Below are 15304 nucleotides of genomic sequence, written 5' to 3' on the forward strand. Positions count from 1 at the left end.
CCCGTGACGCCCCCTACTTCCCGCTCACCGCCAGGATGTCGGGGACCGAATCGCGGCGGACCGCCTGGAACAGCGTCCGGGCACGCGCCGCGTCCGGGAACACGACGCTCTCGCTGCCGACCCGCCCCGTGCCCCTGGTCGGGCAGGTGAAGAACGTCAGGTTGCCGCCACGCAGGCCCCGCAGCTCCATCGCCAGGTCCACCAGGGACAGCGACTTGTCGACCGCGACCGAGCTGGACGTGGCCCGCACGAACGAGTTCAGCTTGGCCGGGTTGGTCAGCACGCCACCGGAGGCCGCCTTGTCCAGGATCGCCTTGATGACCTGCTGCTGGTGCCGGATCCGGGCGAAGTCGCCGTCCGGGAAGGCGTGCCGCTCCCGCGCGTAGTCGAGCGCGGCGGCCCCGTCCATGGTCTGCCGGCCCTGCCGGAACGTCCGGGTGCCGATCAGCGAGTATTTCGTGGTGAAGCCCTTCTCCACGTCGATGTCGACGCCGCCCAGCGCGTCGATGATCTCCTTGAAGCCGGCGAAGTCGACCATCGCCACGTTGTCGACCCGGACGCCGCTGAACTTCTCCACCGTCCGCACCATCAGCGGCACACCGCCCCAGGCGTAGGCGGCGTTGATCTTCGCGTCCCGGCCGCCTCGACCCTCCTTCGACCGGGGCACCGCCGTCCAGGTGTCCCGGGGGATCGAGATGAGCTGGGCGCTCGACCGGTCCTTCGGCAGGTGGGCCAGGATGATCGTGTCGCTGCGCGAACCGCCGGTGCTCTCCGGGTCGCGGGAGTCGCTGCCCAGGATCATGATGTTCATCGCGCCCCTGACCTCGACCGCCGGTCGTTCCGCCTCGGGCACGTCGGTGAACGCGTCCACCCGGTCGATCGACTTGTCGACCGACCGGTAGTAGAGGCCGCCGGCCAGCGCGCCGCCGCCGCCGAGCAGCGCCACCACGAGCAGCGCGATCAGCGCGATCCGCCGGCCCCGGCGACGCCGCGGCGCCGGCTGCTCCACCGGCCCGTCGGACTCCACATCGGAGGCCGGCGGGTGGGTGTCGGGGTCGGCGAGCGGCTGGCGATCGGACATGCCGAGGATGCTACTGATTCGGGTTCCCGCGCGGGGACCCTCGTCCGGACGGTCCGCCCTGGCCGGCCGGTCGGCTCGTTCCGCCCGCCGCGACGCTTGCCGCGCCACCCTTCGCCGATCGATGATGGACGAAGCGACCAGGCCGACCGAGGAGTCGAGATGCAGGTTATCCACCAGCCACGGGTGGCGTGGGACACGGCCCGGGTGATCGGCGGCGCGTTCCACGACGAGGAGTTGTTCGGCTGGCTCCGGGACGAGTTGGACGGCCTGCTCGGGCCCGCCGCCGGGACGGCCCTCGCCGAGAGCCGCGACCGCGTCCGACAGGTCGGTGACGCCCGGATGCCGGTCGAGACCGGCCTCTGGCGGGTCCGCCTCGAGGACGCGCTGCGGCAGCGCCCGGAACTCGGCGGGGGACTGGCCGGGCTCGCGTCGATCGCCCGCGCCCGCCGTCCTTAGCTTTCGCTTAGCCGGCTTGTCCGGCGCTACGCCGGTCCGGCAGCATCGACCGGCGTGACCGACGGCAGCGCGCCCCACCCACCGACCACCCCCGGCGACGAGCGCCCGCCCACCCCGGGCGGCCGCCGCCGGGCCCCGTCCCGGACGCGCCGCCGACTCGCCGCCGCCGGTCTGGCCGGCCTCGCCGTCGTGGTCGCCGTGACCCTCGCGGTACGCGGCGGCGCCGCCCCCGCCTGCGCCGCCCCGCCCCGCGCCGGCCTCCCGCTCGCCGCCCCGCCGGTCGGCGGCGCCACGCACACCGGCAAGGCCACCTTCTACGACTCCGAGGGCGCCGGCGGCAACTGCTCCCGGCCCGCCGCCCCCGCCAACCGGCTCTACGTGGCGCTCGGCCCGAGCGAGTACGCGGCCGGCGCGGCCTGCGGCGGCTTCCTCGACGTCACCGGCCCGCGCGGCACCGTCCGGGTGCTCGTCATGGACCAGTGCCCGGAGTGCGCGCCCGGCCACCTCGACCTCTCCGCCGAGGCGTTCGCCCGGATCGCCGACCCGGTGCAAGGCGTGGTGAAGGTCAGCTACCGGGCCGTGGTGAACCCGTCGCTGCCCGGCCCGCTCACGTTCCGCCTCAAGGAGGGCGCGTCGCAGTGGTGGTTCGCCGTCCTGGTCGGTGACCACGGCAACCCGCTGCGCGCGGTGGAGGTCCGGCAGAACGGCGCGTGGCGGGCGGCGGACCGGCAGGACTACAACTACTGGCTGATCGCCTCGGGCGCCGGCCCCGGTCCGTACTCGATCCGGGTCACCGACGTGTACGGCCACCGCGCGACCGCCACCGGCATCCGGATGCTCCCCGGCCAGGTGCAGCGCAGCACGACCCGGATGTACGGCGCCGGCGCGGCGACCACCGCTGCCCGCGCGGCGAAGCCGTCCCGCTCCCCGTCGGCGCGCGCGACGCCCAGGTCGTCCGTCTCGCCGTCCCCGCCCCCGACCCTGTCCGCCGCTCCGGCCGAACCCGACCCGACCCTGGTCGACGCCGCCGCACCGGCCACCCCCTCCACGGTCCCCGCCGCATGCGGGTGACCCCGCCCGTCCTCATCTGCCTCCTCGATCCGTGAGTGGGATGCCGAGGGTTCGGGGCACCGCGAGCCCATGCCGCAGTTCCCCACGCGTCCCCTGGTCGCCTGGCTCGCTCCTGCGCAGCGGTCCAGCCAACTGGAGTTGCCCGGATGATCAAGCAGCCCGCGTCACCGCTGCCCGTGCCACCGACCCAAACTCCCTGACCACGCCGGAAGGCCCCGTCGGGCGGACGAGGGGGTGATCATGAGGTTGGCGGCACGCATCGGAGGCGGAGTGCCGCCGGGCCTGGCCGCCGATCTTGGATTTTTGGTGTCCCGAGTTGTCCGGTCAGTGGCTTTCGCGAGGTGCCACAACTCCTAGATCGACCGTCACGACTGCTCAGGGAGGTCGAGCCACATGAGGATCTCGTCGCGGGAGTCGGTGGGGGAGAGGCGGAGGGCGGCGGGGAGGCGGCCGATCTCGCGGTAGCCGAGGCGGCGGTAGAAGCGGTCCAGGCCGAGGCCGTCGCGGACGGTCACGTGCAGCGCCTCCACGGCTGCCGTCCGGGCGACCCGTTCGGCCTCGCGCATCAGCGCCGCGCCGTAGCCGCGCCCCTGCGTGTCGGGGTGGACCATGACGCGCTTGAGCACCCGCCAGTGCGTCTTGAGGTGGAACCGGTTGTCGGCGATGACGAGGACGGCGACGAGCCGGTCGTCCTCGTAGCCGGCGAGCAGCCGGTCCGGGCCGTCGGCTACCGCGGCGAGGGTCGACTCGGCGACCGGCCGCACCTCGTCGGCGGTCACCGGGGCGACGAAACCCACCGCGCCGCCGGCGTTTGTCACGTCCACCCACAGGGCGACGAGTTGTTCGCGCAGCTCGGTGGTGAGGTCGGGGTCGAGTACGAAGCGCAGGTCCACGCCCGCCATCCTGCGGGTGGCGACCCGGCGACGACCCGGGTTCGTGACGCGGCTGACACCGCTGGTGGTGCGGGAGGGGGGTTTCGAACCCCCACGTCCTCTCGGACACGGGCTCCTAAGGCCCGCGCGTCTGCCGTTCCGCCACTCCCGCCGGCTCGCTGAGTCTAAGGCGTCGGGCCAGGAGGGTGTGCAATCCGGTCCGTCGTGGAGTCGGTCCAGCCGCCGCCCTTGTTGCGGCCTGCGAACGTGTCGGTCTGGCTGTGGCAGTTCGGGCAGAGGATCCGCAGGTTGGGCGGCCTGTTGTCGAGGAAGTCGCCGTTGATGTGGTCGACGTGCAGGGTCAGTGGTCGACCGCACCAGATCGCACCAGATCGGCACTCCTCGCACTCCTCCGGCACGCCGATGTCACCCAGCGCCCACCGCAGTCGAGTGCCGGGAGTGCGTCGCGAGCGGGCGGGAGGTCGCAGAAGCAGTTGCGACGAGGTGATGCGACGTGCGCCACGTGTGCCCTTGTTGTGTGCGCTTCCGGTGAAGTGTGAGGTGTCGATGCCGAACCTCTTGAGCTGCCGGCTGATGTGCGCGTGCGACCCACCGCTGACCCTTACCCCGAGCAGCCGCATGACCTCGGTCACGCTGCGCGCCCGCGCGGCGGTCGCGGCCAGCAGCTCGGGCGAGTATTTGTGACGAACCACGAGCCGACGGTAACGGCGGCCCCCGACAGGTTCAGTCGAGCCCGAGGTCGCGGCGCAGCTTGGCGACGTGCCCGGTGGCCTTGACGTTGTAGAGCGCCCGCTCGACCTTGCCGTCGGGGTCGATGACGAACGTCGAGCGGATCACGCCGGTGACCGTGCGGCCGTACATCTGCTTCTCGCCGTACGCCCCGTACGCGCTCAGCACCGACTTGTCCTCGTCGGCGACGAGCGGGAACGTGATCGCGTCCCGGTCGCGGAACTTGGCCAGCTTGGCGGGCTTGTCCGGGGAGATGCCGACCACCTCGTAGCCGGCGGCCTGCAACGAGGCGAGCGAGTCGCGGAAGTCGCACGCCTGCTTCGTGCAGCCGGGGGTCATGGCGGCCGGGTACGCGTACAGGATGACCTTGCGGCCGCGCAGGTCGGCCAGGGACAGCGTCCCGCCGTCGTCGGTGGGGAGGGTGAACTCGGGGGCGGGGTCGCCGGGGTTCAGGCGGTCGGTCATGGCGGTGACGATACCGCCGTGCCCTCGGCGGTGGTGGGTGGCGACGCGCGGTCCGGTGGTGATCAACACCATGCCTTGTTGCAAGGGATTGGCAACAACGCCGTCCGGGAAATAGGCTCACCCGGTGGAAACCCTGGCGATGCACATCTCCAACGGGATCATCGACGGTCCCGTCGCCGCGATCTTCGCGGCCTTCGCGCTCGCCGCGCTCGCGTTCTGCGTGCTGCGCGGCCGGGCCGACCTCGACGACCGGCTGGCGCCGATGGCCGGCCTGGTGGCCGCGTTCATCTTCGCCGTGCAGATGCTGAACTTCCCGATCTTCACGGCCGGCGTGAGCGGTCACCTGCTCGGCGGCGCGCTCGCCGCGCTGCTGGTGGGCCCCTGGGTGGGCGCGCTCTGCGTGGCCGTGGTGCTCGTCGTGCAGGCCCTGGTCTTCGGTGACGGCGGGGTGGCCATGCTCGGCCTGAACATCACCAACATGGCGATCCTCGGCACCGCCGCCGCCTACCTGCTGATCGCGCTGCTGCTGCGGGTGCTGCCCCGCACCCCGGCCGGGCTGGCGGTCACCGCGTTCGTCTCCTCGCTGGTCAGCGTCGTGGTCGCGTCGCAGGGCTTCGTGTTCCAGTACTGGCTGGGCGGCACCACCGACCTCGGCGGCAACCTCGGCGGGCTGGCCGGCACGATGGCCTTCGCCCACCTGCTGATCGGCATCGGCGAGGGCCTGATCACCGCGACCACCGTGGTCACCGTCGCCAAGGTCCGCCCCGACCTGGTGTACGCGCTGCGCGCCCTGAAACCGGCCGCGCCGGTTCCCGCCGTCCCGGTCGCCGGAGGTGTCCGATGAGCAGGCGTTCCTGGCCGTTCCTCCTCGGCGGCCTGCTGGTCGCCCTGGTGCTGGCCGGTGTGGTCAGCAACTACGCCTCGTCGCACCCGGACGGGTTGGACTCGTCCCTGCTCAAGGGCTGCACGGTGAACGCCGACGACGAGATCACCGGCGGCAGCTGCCCGGCCCAGCAGGCCCGGGACCACGAGCTGGCGGACAGCCCGCTGGCCGACTACGGCGTCCGGGGCGTCGGCAACGACTTCCTCTCCACCGGCCTGTCCGGGGTGCTGGGCGTGCTGCTCACGTTCGCGGTCGGCGGTGGCCTGTTCTGGCTGGCCCGCCGCCGTAACCCGGCCGGCGCCACCTCGACCGGCCCCGGCGCCACCGCCTCGACCGGCGCCACCGCCTCGACCGGCCCGACGGGCGTCGACGAGGCCGGCCCGGCGCGCGCCGCCACCACCGGCGGGACGACGGCGTCCCGCCCGACCGGCGACCGCTGAGCCGGGGCGAGCGACGATGGGCGCCGGGCACGGGCACGTGCTCTACCGCGAGTCCGGCTCGCCGGTGCACCGCCTCCCGCCGGAGGTGAAGATCACCGCCATGGTGCTGTTCACCGTGGCGGTGGTCGCCACCCCACGGGAGGCGTACTGGGCGTTCGGCGGCTACGCGCTGCTGGTCGCCGCGGTGGCGGCGCTGGCCCGGGTGGGCCCGCGCTGGCTGCTCGGCCGGGCGCTGATCGAGCTGCCGTTCGTGCTGTTCGCGTTCGCGCTGCCGTTCCTCGGTGCGGGGGAGCGGGTCGACGTGGCCGGGCTGAGCCTCTCCGTCGACGGGTTGCACGGGGCGTGGAACATCCTGGCCAAGGGCACGCTCGGCGTACTCGCGTCGCTGTTGCTGGCGGCGACCACGACGACGCGCGACCTGATCCTCGGCCTGGACCGGCTGCGCTGCCCGCAGATCCTCACCCAGATCGCCACGTTCATGCTGCGCTACCTGGAGGTGCTGGTCGGCGAGGCCCGGCGGATGCGGGTGGCCCGGGTGTCCCGGGGTGACGACCCGCGCTTCCTCTGGCAGTTGCGCGGCTTCGCCGCCGGCGTCGGCGCGCTCTTCCTGCGCGCGTTCGAGCGCGGCGAGCGGGTCTACCTGGCGATGGTCTCCCGGGGTTACACCGGCCGGATGCCGGCGGTGTGGCAGGGGTCCGGCGCGGCCACCGCCGGGCAGTGGGCGGTCGCCGCGACGGTTCCGGTGATCGCGGCCTCCATCGCCGCCGCCGCACTCGTCCTGCAATGATCGGGTACGTGCAGCAGCCGCCCTCCCTGGACGTCCGTGGCGTCCGGTACGCCTATCCGGACGGTCACGTCGCCCTGCACGGGGTGGACCTGAGCGTGCCGCGTGGTGACCGGGTGGCGCTGCTGGGCCCGAACGGCGCCGGCAAGACCACGCTGGTGCTGCACCTGAACGGCATCCTCACCCCGACCGGGGGGACGGTGGAGGTGGGCGGTCTGGCCGTGACCCGCGACCGGGAGACGCTCGCCGAGGTCCGCCGTCGGGTCGGCATCGTCTTCCAGGACCCGGACGACCAGCTCTTCCTGCCCACCGTGGCGGAGGACGTCGCGTTCGGCCCGGCCAACCTGGGGTTGCGCGGGGCGGAGCTGGCCGCGCGGGTCGACGAGGCGCTCGCCGCGGTGGGCATGGCCGAGCACCGGGACCGGGCGCCGCACCACCTGTCGTTCGGGCAGCGGCGCCGGGTGGCGGTGGCCACCGTGCTGGCCATGCGCCCGGAGATCCTGGTGCTGGACGAGCCGTCGTCGAACCTGGACCCGGCGGCCCGCCGGGAGCTGGCGGAGATCCTGCGCGCCCTGCCGGTGACGCTGCTCATGGTCACCCACGACCTGCCGTACGCGGCCGAGTTGTGCCCCCGCGCGGTGATCCTGGACGGCGGCCGGATCGTCGCCGACGCCCCCACCCCCGACCTGCTCGCCGACCCGGAGATCCTGGCAAGACACCGCCTCGAACTCCCCTACGGCTTCGCCCCACCCCTCCCTCGCCCCTGACCCCCGCCCGCCCCCTCACCTCGGCGATCTTGCACTTCCGGCCCCGGCATCACGGACGAAAGCCGCACTCCAGGGGCCGAAAGTGCAAGATCGACGGGGAGGGGGGAGGGGCGCGCGGGTGGGTCAGGGGGTGCGGGTCGCCTGGGGGTGGGGGGCAGGGCGGGGGGCAGCGCGGGCGGCGGTGCGGAGGCGGAGCAGGCCGGCGGCGATCGCGCCGGCGCCGGTGGCCAGGGCCACGGTGACCAGGACCCGGGTGAGGGTGGGTGGGCCGGCGGCGGGGGGCACCGAGCGGGACAGGACGGCGAGGTTGGACACGCCGGCGAACAGGGTGAGGCAGGCGCCGGCGAGCGCCAACGTGAAGTCGGCGGCCGGCCGGCGCGCCAGCGCGTAACCGCCGGCGGCGAGCGCGCCGAGGCCGGTCAGCAGCGTCCACACCTGGCCGGTGACCAGCTCGGCCAGCAGCCCGCCGACGCCGGGGGCGCCGGTGTCGAGCGCCCGCCCGACGGTGAGCCCCACGGTGGCCGCGCCACCCACGGCGAGCAGCGCGCCGACCGCGCGCAGCGCGCGCACCCCGGCGGCCGTCCCGCCGGGCACCAGCCCGGCCGCGCCGATCACCAGGAGACCGAGCGTGGCGGCGACCCACCACGGGTACGGGTCGGGCGGCGGCACCCAGTCCAGCGTGCCGCGTACCTCGGTCGGGGTGTCGCCGGCGCGCAGCGGCACCACCCAGTCGCGGACCCGCTGCTCGCGGCCCGGGTCGGCGGCCACGGCAGCCGGTGGCCCGTCGCCGCGCCAGAGCGTGCGCTGGTCGTGCCAGCGGGCGGTCGGCCCGTCGGCGATCCGTCGCCAGGCCGGCGCGGCGGCCGGGTCGGCCTCGGCCGGAAGGGTGGTCTCGCCGGCGATCGTGCGGTTCAGCCAGGTGGCGGGGGAACGGCTGTTCTCGAACACGCCGTCGGGGCCGATCCGCAGGTACGGCTCGCCGGAGTAGCCGAGCACGGTGACGTCGACGCCGGTGCGGTTGGTCAGCTCCAGCCGCGCGCCGGCCTCCACCATCCGGGCGGTCAGCCCCGGCCGCTCCGGACCGAGGCCGGTGACCGTGCCCCGGTAGTCGGTGCCGTCGGGCGCGTCCGCGCCGTGCGCGGCGGCCGGCGCGGCGAGCGCCAGCAGGGCGGCGGTCGCGGCGGCGGCAACGAGCGCGGCCCGGCGCAGCGCGGTGGGGATCACTTCCCGGCCGCCGCCACGGCCGCCTTGATGCCCTCCGGGCTCTTGTCCTGCAGCTCGGTGCCGTTGACCTTGATGGTGGGCGTGCCGGTCACGCCGGACCTGCTCGCCTCCTCGGTCACGTGCCCGGTCCACGACGTGTAGGTGCCGTCGTTCACGCAGGAGGCGAAGTCGTCCCGGTTCAGCCCGACGCCCGCGCCGATGTCGATCAGCTCGTCGTTGCTCAGCCCGGCGCTGCCCTCGGCGGGTTGCCGGGCGAAGAGCTGGTCGGTGAACTCGCGGAACTTGCCGCCCTGGGCGGCGCAGCCGGAGGCGGCCGAGGACCGGGTGGAGTATTCCGTGGTCGAGTAGCGGTTCAGGAACGCCACCGGGTGGAACACCAGCTTCGCCTTGCCCTCGCCGACGAGCTGGTTCAGCGTCGCGCCGTTGGTCTGCTGGAACTGCTTGCAGATCGGGCAGAGGTAGTCCTCGTAGAGGTCGACGGTGACCGGGCCGCTGCCGGAGACGATGCCGGTGCCGGCGTCGTTGGCGCCGGGCGGCGCGGTGAAGTCGTCGGACTTCTGCGAGGAGTAGACGGCCCAGCCGATGCCGCCGGCGATGACCAGCACGAGCACCGCGGCGATGGTGGTCCAGAGGGTGCGCTTGCGCCGCTTCTCCCGGGCGATCTGCTCGCGCACCACCCTCGCCGCGTCCCGGCGCCCCTTACGACTGCTCATCGTCGTCCTCCACGGTGTCGCCCGCCAGCCAGCCGTCCACCGAGAACGGGGTGCGGGGCCAGATCAGCAGGAACCCGGCCAGCGCCAGGAACCCCAGGTCCCGGAGGATCTCCGGGAGATAGCTCGGGGCCTCGCCGGCACCGAGCTGGCCGCCGCTGCCGAAGCACCCGCAGTCGATGGCCAGGCCGCGGGCCCAGGCCGAGGCGATGCCGGCGACGAAGACCACGAGCAGCGCGGCGGAGACACCGGCGCTGACCCGGGTGGCCAGCCCGGCGAGCAGGAGCAGGCCCAGGGCCAGCTCCACGAACGGCAGCGCCGCCCCGATCACCGTGGCCAGGTCGTACGGCATCACCTGGTAGGCGTTCACGGCCCGGCCGGAGGCGGCCAGGTCACCGACCTTGGCGCCGCCGGCGATCAGCCAGACGGCGGCGAGCCCGAGGCGGGCCGCGACGCCCAGCCAGGGCCGTAGCGTCGGCCAGCGCCCGGCCCGGGTGGTGGAGGGGGTCACAGTCATTCGTCGTCCGGCGCTCACGAATGGTTCCCGCTCATCCGGCCAGCGTGTCGTCGACGGCGTCGACGAGTTCGTCGCGGGCCCGGGCGACCCGGGAACGGATGGTGCCCACCGGCACCCCCTCCACGTCGGCCGCCTCGGCGTAGGAGAGGCCGAGCAGTTGGGTGAGCACGAACGCGGAGCGTCGTTCGGCGGGCAGCCGCCGGACCAGGTCGGCGGCGCCGAGCTGGCCGGCCGGGTCGGGGTGCGGCCGGTCGGTGGCCGCCTGGGCGGCGAGCCGCTCGTCGAGCCGGCGGCGGCGCACCACCGTCCGCAGGTGGTCGGCGCAGGTTCGCCGGGCGATGCCGAGCAGCCAGGTCCGGGCGGAGGACCGGCCCTCGAAGCCGGGCAGCGCCCGCAGGGCCCGCAGGTAGGTCTCCTGGGTCAGGTCGTCCGCGCTGTCCGGGCCGACCAGGGCGGCGGTGAAGCGCCAGACCTCGGCCTGGGTGGCCCGCACGAAGGCGGCCTGGGCCGCCGGGTCGCCGTGCCGGGCGGCGAGCGCCCAGCCGGTGGCGGTCTCGCGCGCAGCCGCCGGGCCCGCCGGAGGGCGGTCGGCGGCGGTGTCGCGCGGGGCGGGGATCACGTCAGACGAGGTTACGCGGCGTACCTGTGCGGGACAGGGTCCTTCGGCCCATTCCGTGGCGCCGCACACGCCGGGAACTTTTCCCACCCGCTCACCGACTACCCCCTCATGACCTCCGACCAGGTTCCGGTGGCGCGCGCCGCCGCGCCGATCGGCCGCCCCGGCGCGCCCGCCGGAGGTCGGCTCGCCGCCCGGGTCGCGGTTCGGGAACCATGGCGGTCATGACTGCTGCCGTACGCCGCCCGCCCGGGGTCCTCGCCGCCCGCTCCGGGACCGTCGCCGGGCTGCTGCTCCTCCTGGTCTCCCTGCTGCTCGCCCCGGCCACCCCGGCCAGCGCCCACGCGGTGCTGGTGAGCAGCAGCCCCGCCGCCTCCGCCGTGGTGCCCGAGGCGCCCGCCCAGGTGGTGATCACCTTCAGCGAGGGCGTCCGCAAGGTGCCGGACAAGGTGCGGGTGATCGCCCCCGACGGTTCCCGGGCCGACCGGGGCGAGCCGACGTTCCAGGGCGCGGAGGTCACCATCCCGGTGGACCCGTCCGCCGGGCGCGGCACCTACCTGGTGAGCTACCGGGTCATCTCGGCGGACAGCCACCCGGTCTCCGGCGCGTTCACCTACTCGGTGGGCGCGCCGTCCGAGCCGCCGACCGACAGCGGCTCGGACAACCGGGCGAACCCGGTGACCGAGAACGCGGTGAAGGTGGCGAAGTACGCCGGCTACGTCGGGTTGCTGCTGCTGGTCGGCCCGGCGCTGGTGCTGGCCGCGCTCTGGCCGCGCCGGCTGTCCCGGCGCGTTCCGGGGCGACTGGTCTGGGCCGGGTTGGGCGTGCTGGTCGCCGCCACGCTCGCCGAGCTGTGGCTCCAGGTGCCCTACACCAACGGTGGCGGCCTGTTCGACGTGACCGGGTCCGGCCTGGGCGACGTGCTGGGCAGCAGCTACGGCACCACCCACCTGGTCCGGCTGGGCCTGCTCGCGGCGGCGGCGTTCCTGCTCCGCCCGCTGCTCGCCGGGCCGATCGGCCGCACCGACGCGATCATCCTGGCCGTCCTGGGCGGGGCGGCGCTGTTCACCTGGCCGCTCGCCGGCCACCCGGCCGCGTCACCGGCACCGGCGGTCTCCGTGGTGGTGGACGCCATCCACCTGGGCGGGATGGCGGTCTGGCTGGGCGGACTGGTGATGTTGGCGGCGTTCCTGCTGCCCCGGGCGGACGAGCGGGAGCTGGACGCGATCCTGCCGATCTGGTCCCGCTGGGCCGCGCTGGCGGTGGCCGCGCTGCTGCTCGCCGGCACCGTGCAGGGCCTGATCGAGGTGGCCAGCCCGAAGGCGCTCGTCGACACCACGTACGGGCGGCTGCTGCTTGCCAAGATCGTGCTGTTCGCGCTGGTGATCGGCGTGGCCGCGTACTCCCGGGCGCTGGTGCGGCGGCGCGTCGCCGCCGGGCGGCCGGGCGCGATGCGGCGGGCCGTGGTGGCCGAGCTGGCGATCACCGCGGTGGTGCTGGGCCTGTCCGCGACGCTGGTGCAGACCACCCCGGCGCGCACCGCCGCCGCCGACGTGGCCGGCGCGCCGACCGGCTACTTCTCCACCACGTTGAGCAGCCCGATCTACTCGCTCCAGGTCGAGCTGGACCCGGCCGAGACCGGCAACAACTCGCTGCACCTCTACGCCTACACCACCGACAACCGGCCGCAGCCGGTGCAGGAGTGGAAGGTCACCGCGGCGCTGCCGTCGGCCGGGATCGAGCCGATCACGGTGCCGTTGCTGCCGCTGAGCGACAACCACGCGACCGGCGAGGTCAACCTGCCGGCCCGGGGGGACTGGCAGCTCCGCTTCACCGTCCGCACGTCCGACATCGACCAGGCCACGGTGACCGCCACCGTGCCGATCAAGTAAACGGAAGGTCCCATCTGATGATCCGTCTCCGGCGTCCCGCGACCGCCGCCGCGCTGACCCTCGCCGCCGTCGCCGCGACCGTGCTCGGCCTGGCCGGGCCGGCCTCGGCGCACGTCACGATCAACCCGCAGGAGGGTACGCAGGGCGGCTACGGCCGGTTCGCGCTCCGGGTGCCGAACGAGAGCGACACGGCGTCGACCGTCAAGGTCGAGGTGAACCTGCCGGCGAACGCCCCGGTCGGTTCGGTCTCCACCATGCCGGTGCCGGGCTGGACGGTGGCGGTGGAGAAGCGCAAGGTGGACCCGCCGATCGAGGTGCACGGCAGCCAGCTCACCGAGGCGGTCTCCAAGCTCACCTTCACCGCGCCCCCGAACGGCGGGGTGAAGCCGGGCGAGTTCCAGGAGTTCCCGGTGTCGATGGGCCCGCTGCCGGAGGTGGACACCATGGTGTTCAAGGTGCTGCAGACCTACTCCGACGGCAACGTCTCCCGCTGGATCGAGGAGCCCACGCCGGGCGCGGAGGAGCCGGAGAACCCGGCCCCGGTGCTCAAGCTGGCCGCCAAGGCCGCGTCGCCGGGTGCCAGCGCCCCGGCCGAGGCGGTGGCCGCGGCCGACGACGACGATGACGACGCCGGCTCCGGCACCGCGTTCGGGGTGGCCGGTCTGGTCGCCGGTCTCGCCGGCCTGGCGCTCGGCGGGCTGGCGTTCGCGCGTACCCGGCGGGAGCCCGTCGCGAAGTCCTGAGCGCAACCCCTCACCGGCCCGGCGGATCGTCCGCCGGGCCGGTGTGCGTTCCGGGGCCGGGTGCGGTGGATATCCGGCGACGGGCCGGCCGGCGTCGGTAAGGTCGGCCGGGTAGCTGGCTACCGAGAGGGACGACCCGAATGCGTTTCGTACGCGCGATCACCGGCATGCTGCTGCTGGCCGTGGGGGTTCCGGCGCTGCTGGCGGGCGCCGGTCTCTGCTTCGCCGCCGGGCACGCCGATCCGGTCGGCGGCTTCGCCGCCCGCGCCGGCGGGCTGGACCTGACGCTGCGGGGCGGTTGGTCCACCGGCGCGGCGGGGGCGCTGCTGTCCGGCGTGGCGCTGCTGGTGATGTTCGCCGCGGTGTTGCTGCTGCGCCCGCACCGGCCGCGCGAGGTGGTCTTCGTGGTCGAGCCGGACCAGGTGCCGGTGCTGGCCGGGCGGCTCGGAATCAGCTCGCTGAGCGAGCTGGGTCGGCAGCCGGGCCCGGCGTCCCGGCCGGCACGGCAACTGGTCGCCGTCGGTTCGTCGCCCGGCGGGCAGACCCGCCCGGCCATCGCGCCGGCGCCGAGCCGCCGCCCGGCCGGCGAGTGACCGACGACGGCTGACGGCCCTCCGCGCTGCCGACGCGGAGGGCCGTCATCACCGGGGGTTATTCGGTGCTACCTGGGAGAGAACTGAGGTAGTTGAGACCAGATTACCGCCCAACAGCATCATTCGCGAGATCTGTCCGTTTAACGAACACCGGGGACCGGTGGCGGATCGGCAGCACGGCCAACAGCAGCAGGCTGAGCAGCACGTAGGCGTTGCGCACCACGAAGTCGACCGGATCATCGGTGTGCACCGTGCCGGTGCCCCAGTCCTGGAACGTCACCACCCCGTACACGATCACCACGCCCGTGCCCGCGGCCAGCGCGAGCAGGCCGCGGCGCCGCCGGACGCCGGTCACCGTCGCCCGGTCGGCGTCCAGCGCCGCGTCCACCAGCACCACCACCGCCGGGATGAACCAGTAGAGGTGGTGCGTCCAGGTGATCGGCGAGATCAGGCCGCCCACCAGGCCGGTCAGCGTGAGGCCGACCAGCGCGTCCCCGGCCCGCGCCGCGCGCGCCGCCCGCCACAACCCGAGGCCGGCGATCGCCACCGCCAGCAGCAACCACGGCAGCCGGCCCGGCTCGTCCGGCGCGGTCATCCGGCTGAGCAGGCCGAACAGCGACTGGTTGCCGGTGTAGTCGGTGCGGCCCACCCGGTCGGTGGTCCACAGCTCATGGGTCCAGAACCGCCACGAGTCGCCCGGCGCCACCGCCGCCGCGAGCAGCGTGGCCACCGCCGCGGTCGCCGCCGCCACGGCCGCCGCCCGCCAGCGCCGGGCGGCCAGCAGATAGAGCAGGAAGATGCCGGGGAAGAGCTTGAGCGCCGCCGCCAACCCCACGCCCACGCCGGCCCACCGCCGCCCCTGGGGTACGGCGAACAGCAGGTCGGCCAGGATCAGCACCACCAGCAGCATGTTGATCTGGCCCAGCGTGATCGTCTCGCGGGTGCTCTCCACCGCCAGCACCAGCAGCACGGCCACGGTCAGCCCGAACCCGCGCGGCAGGTGGTGCCGCCGCAGCACCGGCAGCACCAGCCAACGGGTGGTCACCACCACGCCCGCCAGCGTCAGCACCACGAAGGCGGCGACGGCGACCCCGAGGGGCAGCAGCGCGAACGGCCGCAGCAGCAGCGCCGCGAACGGGGGATAGGTGAAGTAGAGCGCGCCCTGCACCCGGTCCGGCTGGACGTAGTCGTAGAGCGGGTGACCGGCCGCCCACCAGTCCATCGCCCGCATGTAGATCTTCAGGTCGTAGTAGTCGTGCCGCAGGGCGGGCAGGTAGAGCGCCGGCAGCAGGGCGGCCAGCGCCAGCACCGTGACCACCCGCCGGGCCGTACGCCCGCCCGCGTCGTCCTCGGCGACGGCGGGTGGGGCGACGGGTTCGGCTGGCACGGGGAAACCCTAGCGGTCCACCTGCCCGACCGTGCCGAGGCGCGGGCGCGTCG

General features: G+C 74.3%; 18 protein-coding genes and 1 tRNA gene. 9 read left to right on the forward strand and 10 right to left on the reverse strand.

Annotated elements, in window-relative coordinates; genetic code table 11:
• Positions 1 to 13: 13 nt before the first annotated feature.
• Entirely contained in the window at positions 14 to 1081 is a 1068-nt protein-coding gene (locus GA0070213_RS15475) for an LCP family protein (protein WP_091063570.1), read from the reverse strand.
• A 159-nt stretch (positions 1082 to 1240) separates the two neighbouring features.
• On the opposite strand from GA0070213_RS15475, the gene GA0070213_RS15480 reads away from it, so the two are divergent.
• Positions 1241 to 1537: a hypothetical protein gene (locus GA0070213_RS15480; RefSeq protein ID WP_091063573.1), complete on the forward strand. Its 297-nt coding sequence runs from the start codon at positions 1241 to 1243 to the stop codon at positions 1535 to 1537.
• A gap of 54 nt (positions 1538 to 1591) precedes the next feature.
• On the forward strand, positions 1592 to 2608 hold the full coding sequence (locus GA0070213_RS15485; RefSeq protein ID WP_091063577.1) for an expansin EXLX1 family cellulose-binding protein: 1017 nt from the start codon (positions 1592 to 1594) through the stop codon (positions 2606 to 2608).
• 365 nt (positions 2609 to 2973) lie between these two features.
• Here GA0070213_RS15485 and GA0070213_RS15490 read toward each other — a convergent pair whose 3' ends face one another.
• From GA0070213_RS15490 to bcp, 4 genes are all read right to left on the reverse strand, one after another.
• Complete coding sequence (locus tag GA0070213_RS15490) at positions 2974 to 3501, reverse strand: GNAT family N-acetyltransferase (protein WP_091064401.1); 528 nt, start codon at positions 3499 to 3501, stop codon at positions 2974 to 2976.
• A gap of 65 nt (positions 3502 to 3566) precedes the next feature.
• A tRNA-Leu gene (locus tag GA0070213_RS15495) sits at positions 3567 to 3652 on the reverse strand.
• A 13-nt stretch (positions 3653 to 3665) separates the two neighbouring features.
• Entirely contained in the window at positions 3666 to 4193 is a 528-nt protein-coding gene (locus tag GA0070213_RS15500) for an HNH endonuclease signature motif containing protein (RefSeq protein WP_217628623.1), read from the reverse strand.
• Between the two features lie 31 nt (positions 4194 to 4224).
• Complete coding sequence (bcp, locus tag GA0070213_RS15505; protein ID WP_091064410.1) at positions 4225 to 4695, reverse strand: thioredoxin-dependent thiol peroxidase; 471 nt, start codon at positions 4693 to 4695, stop codon at positions 4225 to 4227.
• A gap of 124 nt (positions 4696 to 4819) precedes the next feature.
• On the opposite strand from bcp, the gene GA0070213_RS15510 reads away from it, so the two are divergent.
• The 4 genes from GA0070213_RS15510 to GA0070213_RS15525 are packed head-to-tail and all read left to right on the forward strand — an operon-like array spanning position 4820 to position 7569.
• Positions 4820 to 5539, forward strand: coding sequence for an energy-coupling factor ABC transporter permease (locus GA0070213_RS15510; protein ID WP_091063581.1), 720 nt, complete (start codon positions 4820 to 4822; stop codon positions 5537 to 5539).
• Positions 5536 to 6018, forward strand: a complete 483-nt coding sequence (locus GA0070213_RS15515) for a PDGLE domain-containing protein (RefSeq protein ID WP_245716411.1) — start codon at positions 5536 to 5538, stop codon at positions 6016 to 6018. Before GA0070213_RS15510 ends, GA0070213_RS15515 begins: the two co-directional genes overlap by 4 nt.
• Before the next feature lie 16 nt (positions 6019 to 6034).
• On the forward strand, positions 6035 to 6805 hold the full coding sequence (gene cbiQ, locus GA0070213_RS15520; protein WP_091063584.1) for a cobalt ECF transporter T component CbiQ: 771 nt from the start codon (positions 6035 to 6037) through the stop codon (positions 6803 to 6805).
• A complete protein-coding gene (locus GA0070213_RS15525; protein ID WP_091063588.1) occupies positions 6802 to 7569 on the forward strand; it encodes an energy-coupling factor ABC transporter ATP-binding protein in 768 nt (255 codons plus the stop codon). Before cbiQ ends, GA0070213_RS15525 begins: the two co-directional genes overlap by 4 nt.
• 123 nt (positions 7570 to 7692) lie before the next feature.
• On the opposite strand, the gene GA0070213_RS15530 is transcribed toward GA0070213_RS15525, so the two are convergent.
• Genes GA0070213_RS15530 through GA0070213_RS15545 form a run of 4 tightly spaced genes read right to left on the reverse strand, consistent with a single transcriptional unit; the run spans position 7693 to position 10639 of the window.
• Entirely contained in the window at positions 7693 to 8793 is a 1101-nt protein-coding gene (locus GA0070213_RS15530; RefSeq protein WP_425412834.1) for a hypothetical protein, read from the reverse strand.
• Positions 8790 to 9506 (reverse strand): DsbA family protein, encoded by a 717-nt coding sequence (locus tag GA0070213_RS15535; RefSeq protein ID WP_091063591.1) that lies wholly within the window; start codon positions 9504 to 9506, stop codon positions 8790 to 8792. The genes GA0070213_RS15530 and GA0070213_RS15535 overlap by 4 nt, the downstream gene beginning before the upstream one ends.
• Positions 9493 to 10020 carry a MauE/DoxX family redox-associated membrane protein gene (locus GA0070213_RS15540; protein ID WP_091063595.1) on the reverse strand — a complete coding sequence of 176 codons (528 nt, stop codon included), beginning with the start codon at positions 10018 to 10020 and terminating at the stop codon, positions 9493 to 9495. The genes GA0070213_RS15535 and GA0070213_RS15540 overlap by 14 nt, the downstream gene beginning before the upstream one ends.
• A 31-nt stretch (positions 10021 to 10051) precedes the next feature.
• The gene (locus tag GA0070213_RS15545) at positions 10052 to 10639 is read right to left on the reverse strand and encodes a sigma-70 family RNA polymerase sigma factor (RefSeq protein ID WP_091063598.1); all 588 of its coding nucleotides are present in this window, start codon (positions 10637 to 10639) and stop codon (positions 10052 to 10054) included.
• Between the two features lie 221 nt (positions 10640 to 10860).
• Between GA0070213_RS15545 and GA0070213_RS15550 the strand changes: the two genes are divergently transcribed.
• From GA0070213_RS15550 to GA0070213_RS15560, 3 genes are all read left to right on the forward strand, one after another.
• A complete protein-coding gene (locus GA0070213_RS15550; protein WP_091064417.1) occupies positions 10861 to 12528 on the forward strand; it encodes a copper resistance CopC/CopD family protein in 1668 nt (555 codons plus the stop codon).
• A gap of 17 nt (positions 12529 to 12545) precedes the next feature.
• Entirely contained in the window at positions 12546 to 13271 is a 726-nt protein-coding gene (locus GA0070213_RS15555) for a YcnI family copper-binding membrane protein (protein ID WP_091063601.1), read from the forward strand.
• A 140-nt stretch (positions 13272 to 13411) separates the two neighbouring features.
• On the forward strand, positions 13412 to 13864 hold the full coding sequence (locus tag GA0070213_RS15560) for a hypothetical protein (RefSeq protein WP_091063604.1): 453 nt from the start codon (positions 13412 to 13414) through the stop codon (positions 13862 to 13864).
• Positions 13865 to 13967: 103 nt separating this feature from the next.
• Here the strand turns inward: GA0070213_RS15560 and GA0070213_RS15565 are convergent, their stop codons facing one another.
• Positions 13968 to 15251: a glycosyltransferase 87 family protein gene (locus GA0070213_RS15565; protein WP_091063609.1), complete on the reverse strand. Its 1284-nt coding sequence runs from the start codon at positions 15249 to 15251 to the stop codon at positions 13968 to 13970.
• Between the last annotated feature and the right edge of the window lie 53 nt (positions 15252 to 15304).

It is taken from the genome of Micromonospora humi (assembly GCF_900090105.1).
In the GTDB taxonomy this organism is placed as follows: Bacteria; Actinomycetota; Actinomycetes; order Mycobacteriales; family Micromonosporaceae; genus Micromonospora; species Micromonospora humi.

Coding starts and splice junctions, on each gene's coding strand:
- GA0070213_RS15515 (WP_245716411.1), top strand. CDS start 5,536: ATGAGCAGGCGTTCCTGGCCGTTCCTCCTCGGCGGCCTGCTGGTCGCC.
- GA0070213_RS15480 (WP_091063573.1), top strand. CDS start 1,241: ATGCAGGTTATCCACCAGCCACGGGTGGCGTGGGACACGGCCCGGGTG.
- GA0070213_RS15555 (WP_091063601.1), top strand. CDS start 12,546: ATGATCCGTCTCCGGCGTCCCGCGACCGCCGCCGCGCTGACCCTCGCC.
- GA0070213_RS15560 (WP_091063604.1), top strand. CDS start 13,412: ATGCGTTTCGTACGCGCGATCACCGGCATGCTGCTGCTGGCCGTGGGG.
- GA0070213_RS15525 (WP_091063588.1), top strand. CDS start 6,802: ATGATCGGGTACGTGCAGCAGCCGCCCTCCCTGGACGTCCGTGGCGTC.
- GA0070213_RS15475 (WP_091063570.1), bottom strand. CDS start 1,081: ATGTCCGATCGCCAGCCGCTCGCCGACCCCGACACCCACCCGCCGGCC.
- cbiQ (WP_091063584.1), top strand. CDS start 6,035: ATGGGCGCCGGGCACGGGCACGTGCTCTACCGCGAGTCCGGCTCGCCG.
- GA0070213_RS15535 (WP_091063591.1), bottom strand. CDS start 9,506: ATGAGCAGTCGTAAGGGGCGCCGGGACGCGGCGAGGGTGGTGCGCGAG.
- GA0070213_RS15550 (WP_091064417.1), top strand. CDS start 10,861: ATGACTGCTGCCGTACGCCGCCCGCCCGGGGTCCTCGCCGCCCGCTCC.
- GA0070213_RS15540 (WP_091063595.1), bottom strand. CDS start 10,020: ATGACTGTGACCCCCTCCACCACCCGGGCCGGGCGCTGGCCGACGCTA.
- bcp (WP_091064410.1), bottom strand. CDS start 4,695: ATGACCGACCGCCTGAACCCCGGCGACCCCGCCCCCGAGTTCACCCTC.